Genomic DNA, 10,820 nt, shown 5'->3' with positions numbered 1-10,820 from the left:
AAAGGACTCACCGTCCGTCAAGCTTATGAAGCAAAAATGAAATCTAATCCGGCAGCCTAATCAGAAGCTACTGTCCACTTTTATGAGGAGGTCCACACCTTGCACCTTGTAACCTGCAACTTGCAACCTGCCCCTACAAAACCACCGTCGTCATCCCCACTAGATAAGATTCTTGCATTAGTGCTACCATCCGGTCATAGATGGCCGTGTCTTCTTCGAAGTTGGCATCGCCAAGGTCCATCACTAACACCGGTTGTTCTTTCTGGCTGCCGAAGTAATTGAAGTAAGCGGTTTGTACGGAGGTCAGATAATCATCTTTGATTTCCTGCTCGTATTCGCGGCCACGCTTAGCAATGTTTGCCTGCAAGGCTTCTACGGGTCGGTGCAGGTAGACAATCAGGTCCGGATTTGGGAAGCCGGCGTCCATCACCTTAAACAGTCGGCTGAAAAGACGAAACTCCTCGGCCGGCAAGGTGTTGCGGGCGAATAGCAATGTTTTGACGAAGATATAATCCGCGATCACCCCGTTGGAAAACAAGTCAGATTGCGTCAACTCATGCTGCAGCTGCTTATGTCGCTCGGCCATGAAGAAAAGCTCAACGGGAAAGGCGTAGCGCTCAGGCTCTTTATAGAAGGGCGGAAGAAAGGGGTTGTCACTGAAAGCCTCCAGGATCAGCCGCCGGTTGTGGTCAGCCGACAGGCGGTTGGCCAGCGTCGTTTTTCCGGCTCCGATGTTGCCCTCGATGGCGATGAATGGGGGAAGCAAGGGTGGTATTTTGGTTCGTTGGTATTTTGGTAATTTGTGCCGTTCGCAATATTACGATAAAGTAGGCAAGTCTCCACAAACCATAGTGATCTTGTGCAGCAACAAATTAATATGGCTCACCTCCTTACCATTGCCCTGGGAACCAACCTCGGAAACCGAAGCGATAATATGAATCAGGCTCGTTCTTTGATCCAAGAGCGCATTGGCCCAATCATTCAGGAATCAACCATTCTGGAAACCAAAGCCTGGGGAGTAACGGAGCAGCCGGACTTCCTGAACCAGGTCCTTGTCGTCTCTCTTGACCAGCACGATTTTGGCAGCACCGTAACGAGCTCCATCAAGGCAACACTTCATCACCTGCTGGACATTACCCAATCCATTGAGCAAACCCTCGGCCGGGAGCGTAAAACTCACTGGGGTGCCCGCACGATCGACCTCGACCTCATCTTCCTCGACGACATTCGCTATGAGGATGAACGGATAAGCTTGCCGCATCCCTGGTGGAAAGAGCGGGACTTTGTGAGAGGGCTGGTAGACGCTTCGCTTGTAGACGCCTTCGGCTTGTAGGTAGAAATGATCGCTTCGCTCCATTTCTTTTTAGATGCGGAAGGCGCTGCGCGCTTCCAGGCCTCGCCTTCGGTCAAGTCTTTATCAGAGCTCTACAAGCGCAACGACGTCTAAAAGTGAGCAAAGCGAACGCCTAAGCCACCACGCCCGTACAGCTACTCCCCGCCCCCGCCGTACAGCCATAGCAATGTTGGTTGAGTACGATGTTGCGGTTCAGCAGTTCCTCTTCGTTGAAAGTAGAGATGTGCTGCCCTTTGGCAGCGACTTTTAGGTCGAGCATCTGATTGAAGTCACAGTCGGAGAGATACCCGTCCCAGCTAACGGAGACTGTATTCCGGCACATCAGCCCATCCACTGTTTCCGGATTGTAAGCATCCACCAGCTTTTGCATGTACTCTTCGTAGTTACCGGTCTCCAGGAGGTAATCCAGGAATCGGGCGACGGGAAGATTGGTTATGGCGTAGAGTTGGTTGAAGACAATACCGAACTTTCGGTCGAGCTGACGCTTAAACTCCGCCTCGAGTGTTTCCTGCTTACCGGGCAGGTAAGCGCCGGAGGGGTTAAACACCAGATCGAGAATCAGTCCGGATCCGGGCTTCCCGTAGCCTGCTTCGTTGAGGAGTTGCAGGGCTTTGATGGAGTCTTCAAAGACCCCGTCTCCGCGCTGATTATCGGTGCGGGTTTTAGAAAAATACGGCAGGCTGGAGACGACCTGCACCTTGTGCTTCGCCAGAAATTCCGGTAAGTCCCGGTATTTAGGGTTAGCCATAATGATGGTCAGGTTACAGCGATCGATGACCTGCTTTCCCAAAGCGGTACATTGCTCCACAAACCAGCGGAAACCGGGGTGCATTTCCGGGGCTCCGCCCGTAATGTCTACGATCTTGATCGAGGGTGTGGCGGCAATGATGTCGACGCAGGTTTGCAGGTCTTCCATTGACATGTTCTCCTCCTTCTTATCCGGGCCGGCATCCACGTGGCAGTGGGCACAGGTCTGGTTACAGAGTTTACCGATGTTCAGCTGAAAAATCTCAATACTGGTGGGCTTAAAGGGAGCATGTCCCTGATCGGCCAGCTTACCGGCAAAGCGCGGAAATTTGGCGTCAGAGACATCCTTTCCGTTCAGTACGTTGAGCTGCACGAAAGTGCTGTTCAGGCGGTTTCCGGTAACGGAGAGGGATTTTGTTTTTTGCTTAATAGCCATGGTTGTAGTCTTGTAGTTCGGTAGTCTGGTAGGCTACCGCATTTTGGAGGAGGGAGGCTTGTAGTCTTGTAGTTCGATGGTCTAGTAGGCTACTACATTGGGGAAGCGGCATCAGTTACGCCTATAGCGTCTCCAATGTGCGGAGCCTACCAGACCACAAGACTACATGACTACCTTCTCCACCTGTCGTTGCATTTGTCTGGCGTAAATAAGGGTTGTTCCTGCCTTCACGGCGGCAGCTACGTGTACGGCTTCCATCATTTGCTCCTCGTCGGCTCCTGCCTGCAGGGAGTTCGTGGTGTAAGCGTCGATACAGTAAGAACACTGAATCGCGTGACTGACGGCGAGGGCAATGAGTGCCTTTTCGCGTTCGGTCAGCGCTGAATCGCCTTCGGTGACTCCGCTGTACCAGTCGAAGAATTTATTACCCATATCCTCCTGCCAGTCGACAATTTTGCCGAAAGACTTCAGGTCTTTGGGGTCGGAGTACTTTTCCATTTTGGTGATATTTTTCAGCGGTAACCCGGCTTTGGTGGGCGCGGCCGCAGGATGCAATGTTTGTTGATAGAAAGCAGCGGAAGCCTCCGCCTTAATGGTTTCGGGGTCGAGCGCAACACCTTCTCTTGCCTCCTCGGCGGATGGCATTATCTCGGTGTTGTCCCAGATCCCGGTCGTTAGCGTAGCGGCGTAGGAGACGGGTAACCTGCGGTCATCCAACATACGCGCTTTAGCCCCCTGATGGTTGTAGTCGAGGGCGTGAAATTCGTAATCAAAGCCGTTCGTGTCGTCAAGCGTCATAAACCAGGTGCGCGGCGTGCCGTCATTGGCGGGCATTCCGATGACACCGGCATTGAGCCAGAGTGGAGAAGGATATGCGATTTGCGAATGGTGATTGGCGATATTTGATTGGGCTACCGCATGAGGATGTTCGCTGCGCCCGGCCAGCCGCTCATCGGATGCATCTTTGGGACTGACGTAGTCGGCCAAAAGTTCATCCGATGTGTCGGCGGAACGCGGGGCAGTAATGGTAATTTCCTCCGCAAACGGCAACCCACAATGCCCCCCAATGACCACCTCTGCACCTGCGACCGCGCAAAATTGGGCTTTCTGATCCGCGTCCGTACTTCGCCAGACGAACTCCGACTGGTTGCGCGGGGAGCCGTGCAGTACCACTACTTCGCGGCCGGCGTAAGTGAAGCGTAGCAGATCCGGCAAACCGGCCATGTATTCCAGGTTGCGTTCGGTGACGTTGTTGGCGGCGTATTTGTACCAGAGCCTGGCAAACATGTCGCAGCGGGAGCCATCGCCGAATCCGCAACCGCAGTCGTCCGTTCCATTGACGAGGTTCGTCTCTACGTTGCCGGCAATGGCGTGGATGCCCCAGTCTTCGATCAGGTCGAGGCAGGCGGCGGGATCGGCGCAGTAGCCGGGGGTGTCGCCGCAGCAGATAACGTTCTCCGGCGGGATACCCTTACGCTCGGCCTCGGCCCGGAGGGCCGTGAGCGCCTCCAGGTTAGAGTAGGCCCCGCCGAAGATGAGGAGAGGGCCGGAGAGAGAGCCGAGTGTAAACTCTGTGGGGGAGAAAGCCTGCAGCATATTATCGTTTGTTTCATCCATTATCCTACACGTGTTCCATTCGCCACCACTTCATCGGGCCGCAACAAAGTGATCAATTTTCCTTCCATTCCACCCAACACCAGGCATTCACTCATCATGCTGGCAATCTGTTTCGGTGGGAAGTTGACGACGGCAATAACCTGCCGGCCAACGAGTTCTTCCGGAGAGTATTTATCCGTGATCTGCGCGGAGGTTTTCCGCTCTCCTAACTCACCAAAGTCGATCACCAGCCGGTAGCTGGGGTTTCGGGCTTCCGGGAAGGGCTCGGCGGACACGACAGTGCCCACGCGCATTTCTACCCGTTCGAATTCTGCCCAGCTTAGTGGTTGGTCTTTACTCATGGTTCAGAAGGTTGAAGTTGCATACCCAAAAGGTAGAGCGAGAAACAGCCCACGACCTCAACAAGCGTTACGCCCAAAAGATCAGCGTATTTCCCGGAGGAGACCGTCAGCCACTCCGGCCAGAGGCCGGAAACCAGCATAAAGCCACAAAACAAGCCAAAGCCTACCGACAGCCAGAAGCTCAGCGGTGGCGCTTTGATGCGCCACAGACAGAAGACCGGCGCCAGGCCCGCCACCATGGCTCCCGACACCGTTGTCGCCGAGAGGATAGCCGGGTTCAGAAAGACGGGGATGGTGCCCAGAATAACGATAGTAATCATCGCTAAGCGGCCGGCGGAGAGCAAGCCTTGTTCTTTTGGGCTGGAGAAGAATATCTGGGATCCGTCAGGCTTTGTAGCCCATTGCTTTTTAACCTCTCCTTGCACCTGCGGCCGCGCCAAGCCCTTACCCGCCCCCAAATCCACCACCGCCAGCTTCGAAAAACTCGTAAACGTAGAGTCCAGCGTACTGGCCGCCGAGGTGATCATGATGAAGTTCATCACCAGCAGAATCGGCCCGCCCAGCAGCTTGGCCACCTCAACGGGTGCCTGCCCTTGCACGCCAGCGATACCGCCATAAATACCCACCACGCTAAAGAGCAGGATACACAGGAAGCCAATCGGCGCAGCCCACAGAAAAGCCTTCAGCGTCGTCTTCGGGTCGCTCAGAAAGCCCCGATCCGTCATTACCGGATCGTGAAAAGGATAGCTAAAACTCTGGAGGATCGCCACCAGCAGCAGGTTGCCGCCCGCCGCCATCGTCCATTCCCCGCTGCTGAGCACCGGGGCAAGGTCGTATTCCACCTTGGGCAATAGGGCCAGTAAGATGATGGTAATCAAAACCCCGAACAGCACCATCTGAATCACGTCCGTCAGAATACTCGACGACATCCCGCCCTTCAGGCTGTACGCCAGCGTCAGTGCGGTAAAGACCAGGATCGCCGCGTAGTAGGCCGGCTCCCCCACCCCACCAAAATAACTGCCAATCACCATCGTGTTCGACCACACTTCATTGAACAGCCGGAAACAAATCAGGAGCGAAAACAAAATCATCGCCTTGCGGCCGAAGCGCTCCGACAGAAAATGGTGAATGGAGCGAAAGCCGCCCCGCGTCCGCATATCGTAAATCACAAAACCCGCCACCGCAAAACTAAGGTAGTAGGCAGCATAGGCTACGCCCCCGACCAGCCCGAAGGCCAATCCCAGGTTCGCTGCATTGGTGATTGACTTGGCGAACAACCAACTGATCACGAGACTGCTCGTCAGGGCAACCATCGACGGCACCCGGTCACGCCGTGCTCCGCCGAAGAACTCGGAGGCCGTGCGCGCCAAAGGCGCCACCGCAAAAAGCAACAGGCTGGAGCCGATGACCAGTACCCACTGGATTAGATTGATGGATGTAAAGTCAGTTAGATTGATACTATTGATTTTCGATAAGTACTAAAACCAGTAATGCCTCCAAAATGCGGCAGCCTACCGGACTACAAGACTATTCCAAGTCCCACCATACCCGCACGTTCACCGAGTTGCCTTCGGTAGCGGCGGCGGCTGTCTGGTAGTTTTCAAAGTTGAGTGCTTGCTCGTCACTGGGGTACGGCATGCGGACCGGGTAGAGACCGCCATTCAAGCTAGCCTGTACGGGCTTCAGCGCGGGGAAGCCTGTCCGGCGCCACTCCGCCCAGCCTTCGTAGGCGTTGCCGATAGAAGCGATCCATTTTTGGGTAATGATGAGCTCCAGGCCCCGGTCTTCGTTCCAGGCAGCGGAGCTGCGCGTCAGGTGATTGCCGGGAATGGCCGTGAGCCAGTAGTCGAAAGCCTTGAACACAGCACTTTCGTAGTAAGTCTGCGCATCCCCATCGATGTATCCCTTCAGAGCGGCTTCGGACAGCAGAAAATCAGTCTCCCAGGCGGTAAGGAAGTTGAAATCGTGGTCGCCCGTATTCTCGCGCCAGATGGTACCGGGCCGGGCGAAGTCGTCGGGCGTGATGGCGCTCGAAGCGTCAATACCGTTAATAATGCCCGCGAATTCACCGTTTGCGGCACTGGGGCGAAAGTGAGTTCCTACCCGCGGGTCTCCTGAATCGGCGTAAATACCTTCCGCCGTTTCACTCATCAGGAAGACGTTGAAAATACCAATCCGTGCCGTTGCAAAGGGAAAGCTGTTGGGTGGCCCGGCGGCAAAGTCGAAAGTGGCGTTTTGCTCATTGGAGGTAATAATACGGCCGTCCGTAAAAATCTGCCGGAGCTCAGCCGATGGGTCCCGGCGGGCGGAGATGCGCATCAGTGCTTTTATCCGTAAGCTATTGGCAAAGCGTACCCAACCATCCAGATTTCCATTGAAGAGGATATCCCCGTTCAGAGGCTGCGCTCCCTGGTAGGCATCGAGCGCGATAACGGCCTGTTCCAGATTATCAAGAATACCACCGGCGGCGGTGTAAATGTCTTCCTGCCGGTCATACTTCGGCGTCACAACACCGGTAGCGCGGCCCCGGAAGGCTTCAAAGTAAGGTACATCTCCAAACATATCCGTCAGCGTCATGGCCAGGTAGGCCTTCATGACCAACGCAGGGCCTTCATAAACGGCGCGGGCGGAATTCTCCCGGCTGAGTTCCAGAATGGTCTCATTATCCCGAAGGGCCGTGTAAAGAATCGGCCAGGGGTTACCGCCTTCCTGCGGAGAGCTCAGCGCGTGGCGATCAAAGAGGTTAAAATCGATCATCGAAAAATGCTGGCTCAGCAGGTTGCCCGCCACAAAACCCTCGTAGCTCATAGCGTCGCCATAGCCGTACAAAACCTGACGCAGCAGGAGCTCGGGCTGGACTTCGCTGGGGGCGTTTTCGTTGGTGTTGATGTCCTCAAAATCATTAGTACAGGCGAAGAAAAGGAGGAAAGGAAGAAGGGATATAAGGAGACTTGACTTAGTCATTATTTTTATTTTTTTGGCGCGAACGCAGGATGCAGGGTTTGTCTGTACCGCCGACTTCAGTCGGCGGAATTTGCGGTGGCCGCCGACTGAAGTCGGCGGTACAAACTAGAACTCCAGCCCCAGATTAAGTCCAACGGAACGAGCTGAGGGGTAAGAAATGTCCTCCACGCCCCCAACGATGTTCTGCCCCTGGATGGCAAACTGCTCCGGGTCGAAATGAGGGATTTCCGTGAAGGCATGCAGGTTCCGCCCGATCAGGCTGATGCTCAGGCTGCCCAAGCCGCTCAGGAAGCTATCCGCCAGTTGGCTTTGGCTCAGGCGATAGGTGATGGAAGCCTCCCGGATTTTGAGGTAGCTGGCGTCGTAGACGTTGTTCTCCTCATGGTTCCGGTTGTAGAAGCTGCGGTAAAAGCTCTCCGCCGAAACGGCCGTTGTGTTGGGGGTGTAGACGGGGCTCTCGTCCGTGCCCGTGTTCTGGACGCCTTCGATGACGAAGCCTTCGGCGGGCCGATCAACAGTTTCCTCCAACTGCCCGGCTACGCCGGCCAGCGCCAGTGTCCGGCTGACGAGCTCTCCACCCTGCCGCCAGTCCAGCAGCAGGCCAAAGTCGAAGTTCCCGAAGCGGAAGTTATTCTGGAAGCCCAGGATGAAGTCCGGATTAGCGTTCCCCAGTTTTTTGAGGTTGTTGTCGGCAATGAAACCGCCATCGGCGTTGAGCACCAGCTCACCATCTTCATTGCGCAGGTAGCCCGTTCCCCAGATGTCACCAATTTCTCCGCCTTCTTCGACGATGAAAAAGACCGTCTGATTCACGGAGTTGTAGACTCGGCTGTAGGCCAGGGTAAATCGCTCAGTGCCGTCGGGCAGCTCGTCCACCGTAGCGCGGTTGGTGCTGAAGTTGAAGCGGCTCGTCCACTTAAATTTATTGTTCCAGACGGGACGCAGGCTCAGCACGGCCTCCAGTCCGTTAGCACTCACTTTGCCGCCGTTAACGATCTGTTCGCGGTAGCCGGAAGACAGCGGAACGGGCAGACTCAGAATCTGATTCTCCGTTGTCTGCTGGTAATAAGTAAGGTCCAGCCCGATGCGGTCATCCAGAAAGCGGGCGTCAAAGCCAACTTCGGCACTGGTTGTTTGCTCTGGCATCAGACCAGGAGCGGCCAGCACGGCTTGCTCAGAGAAGGTGGGCTGACCACCGAAGGGAGTCTGCGCCACAAAGGTCGAACTCGTGCGGTAGGGGTCGGTGTCGTTGCCTACCTGCGCCCAGTTGGCGCGGAGTTGCAGGAAGCTGACGTTGTCGGGGAGGTTGAGTACCCGGTCCGCCAGGAAGCTGAGGCTCACACTGGGGTAGAAAAAACTGGTGTTTTCGGCGTTCGTGGGGGTTGCCAGGGCAGAAGACCAGTCGTTGCGGCCGGTCACGTCCAGAAAGAGGAAGTCTTTGTAGCCGATCTTGGCCAGACCGTAGAGACTGTTGATACGTTTATTGGCTACCTGATCGAAGATCTCGACCGGGCTGGCGGCATTGCTGAGACGGAAAACACCCGGCTGCGCCAACGTCAGGGCCTGGCTCTGGGTGTTCTGTGCTTGTTGGTCGAGGCGGTTGCCGCCGGCGAGCAGGTTGAGGCTGAAGTTACCGCTCAGGGTTGGATGGTAATCCAGCAGGAAGTCGGTGTTGATCTCCCGGTAAAAGACATCGTTTTCGGCGTAGCCGCCCTGGCTGAAGCGGTTGGTGCTGAAGTGGCGGCGAAACTGCCGTTTCTCGTCGCTGTAGTCCATGCCCGAGCGAACGGTTGCCGTCAGTGTCGGCGCAATCTCGTAGCTGGCCGAGAGATTGCCGAAAAGGCGATCCCGGTTAAAGCTGTTGCGGTTTTCAAAGAGCGTGAAGAAAGGATTGTCGAAGAAGGTATAGTTAAAGCTGTATTGCTGCACGCCTTCCAGACCGGGCTGCCAGTACTCCCGCAGGCTCTCCGTGTTCGTCTGCCGGCCGTACCAGGCCGTGAGGCTGTAGCCGATGTTTTCGGAGCCATAGCCGGCGGCGGGGCGGTTGTCGGAGTTGCTGTTGATGTAGTTGATCACGGCATTGACGCGCAGCTTCTCCGTTGGGCGGAAGCTGAACTTACCGGCGATGTTCTTCCGCTTCAGGTTGACGCCGGGGATATAGCTCTCGGAACGCAGGTCGGAGGCCGACAGGCGGAAGTCACCAAAGTCACCACCACCGCTGATGGAGAGACTGTTAATGGCCGTGGTGCCGGTTTCGTAGAAGCCGGTGATGTTGTCCGGGTTACTCACCCAGGGCGAAGGAGTGATGGGCGCGCCGCCGTGGACGGCCACGTCGCCACCGCGTACTACCCTGCCGTCGGGCAGGGTGACGGGGCTGTCGAACTGGGCGATGTTGAGTCCCTGATCGAGGCGCGGCCCGTAGCTGTAGGTGATGTTGTCCGACGTGCCGGCTCCGAGGCCATCGACGAACTCAAACTCCCCGCCTTGCCCCTGCCCGAATTCGTTCTGGACCCGCGGCAGTTGAAAGGGGTTATCCACCGTAAAGCTGGAGTTGAAGCTGATGCCCAGCCCCGGCTTGCGGCCACCGGATTTGGTGGTGATTTGCACGACGCCGTTGGCGGCGCGGGTGCCGTAAAGGGCGGCGGCGGAGGCTCCTTTGAGAACGGAGACGGACTCGATGTCCGCCGGGTTGATCTCCATTGCCCCGTTGCCGAAGTCAACCTCCTGAAAGCCAGCGGCGGCTTCGTTGGTCAGGTTCAGGATGGTGTTATTATTGATCGGCGTACCATCTACGACGAAGAGCGGGTTATTGTTGGTGAAGGACGTTTGCCCCCGAATGACGATCTGGCTGGAGGAGCCCACGCCCGTGGCGCCGGCGGTGACGCGCAGGCCGGCGACCTGCCCGCTCAGGTTGTCAAGGAAGTTGACGGCCTGGACGTCGGTCAGCGCCTCCCCCTCGATTTGCTGCACGGCGTAGCCGAGCTCGCGGTTGTCGCGCTCGAGGCCGAGGGCGGTAACGACGACTTCGCCCAGGGCGGTGCCGGCCGTCAATGCTATCGTAAGACCTTCCCTTGCACCTGCGTCTGCGCCCAGGTCATAGGCTAATGTTTCGTAGCCAACGTAAGAAACGATGACTCGCGTCGTTGATTCCGGCACTCTAAAAGAGAATTTGCCGTCGAGATCAGTCACTGTACCAGGGTCTCCCTCTACAACAATGGAGGCTCCAATTAATGGTTGTTGTGTTTCAGCATCGATTACGATACCCGAAACGGTTTGCGCCGATAAAACGACGGTAAAAAGCAGACCAACCAGCGTGGCCCACGTGCGAATGCAGTGCATAAAAAAAACTTGAGATGTGTTT

General features: G+C 56.1%; 8 protein-coding genes and 1 pseudogene. 1 reads left to right on the top strand and 8 read right to left on the bottom strand.

From position 1 onward, the window contains the following. Positions 1–133 precede the first annotated feature (133 nt). Positions 134–766, bottom strand: coding sequence for a deoxynucleoside kinase (locus tag BM123_RS05700; protein ID WP_245748441.1), 633 nt, complete (start codon positions 764–766; stop codon positions 134–136). Between the two features lie 111 nt (positions 767–877). Here BM123_RS05700 and folK point away from each other — a divergent pair, with 111 nt between their 5' ends. Further along, positions 878–1,333: a 2-amino-4-hydroxy-6-hydroxymethyldihydropteridine diphosphokinase gene (gene folK / locus BM123_RS05695; RefSeq protein WP_090166186.1), complete on the top strand. Its 456-nt coding sequence runs from the start codon at positions 878–880 to the stop codon at positions 1,331–1,333. A 133-nt stretch (positions 1,334–1,466) separates the two neighbouring features. On the opposite strand, the gene arsS is transcribed toward folK, so the two are convergent. The 7 genes and pseudogenes from arsS to BM123_RS05665 form a co-directional block, all read right to left on the bottom strand. Next, positions 1,467–2,537, bottom strand: coding sequence for an arsenosugar biosynthesis radical SAM (seleno)protein ArsS (gene arsS / locus BM123_RS05690; protein ID WP_090166185.1), 1,071 nt, complete (start codon positions 2,535–2,537; stop codon positions 1,467–1,469). Between the two features lie 162 nt (positions 2,538–2,699). Then, complete coding sequence (locus BM123_RS24900; RefSeq protein ID WP_406603243.1) at positions 2,700–3,035, bottom strand: arsenosugar biosynthesis-associated peroxidase-like protein; 336 nt, start codon at positions 3,033–3,035, stop codon at positions 2,700–2,702. Between the two features lie 567 nt (positions 3,036–3,602). Next, positions 3,603–4,133: pseudogene (locus tag BM123_RS24895) on the bottom strand (metallophosphoesterase family protein); the annotation flags it as partial. A 20-nt stretch (positions 4,134–4,153) separates the two neighbouring features. Further along, positions 4,154–4,495 (bottom strand): tRNA-binding protein, encoded by a 342-nt coding sequence (locus tag BM123_RS05680; RefSeq protein WP_090166180.1) that lies wholly within the window; start codon positions 4,493–4,495, stop codon positions 4,154–4,156. Next, complete coding sequence (locus BM123_RS05675; RefSeq protein ID WP_245748439.1) at positions 4,492–5,874, bottom strand: sodium:solute symporter family transporter; 1,383 nt, start codon at positions 5,872–5,874, stop codon at positions 4,492–4,494. Before BM123_RS05675 ends, BM123_RS05680 begins: the two co-directional genes overlap by 4 nt. Positions 5,875–6,022: 148 nt before the next feature. Continuing rightward, on the bottom strand, positions 6,023–7,459 hold the full coding sequence (locus BM123_RS05670) for a SusD/RagB family nutrient-binding outer membrane lipoprotein (RefSeq protein WP_090166177.1): 1,437 nt from the start codon (positions 7,457–7,459) through the stop codon (positions 6,023–6,025). 105 nt (positions 7,460–7,564) lie between these two features. Then, positions 7,565–10,798 carry a SusC/RagA family TonB-linked outer membrane protein gene (locus BM123_RS05665; protein WP_090166175.1) on the bottom strand — a complete coding sequence of 1,078 codons (3,234 nt, stop codon included), beginning with the start codon at positions 10,796–10,798 and terminating at the stop codon, positions 7,565–7,567. Positions 10,799–10,820 lie beyond the last annotated feature (22 nt).

The organism is Neolewinella agarilytica, from assembly GCF_900110645.1.
Taxonomy (GTDB): Bacteria; Bacteroidota; Bacteroidia; order Chitinophagales; family Saprospiraceae; genus Neolewinella; species Neolewinella agarilytica.
The sequence above is the reverse complement of the archived record's forward strand: the minus strand, read 5'-3'. Positions and strand labels throughout refer to the sequence as shown.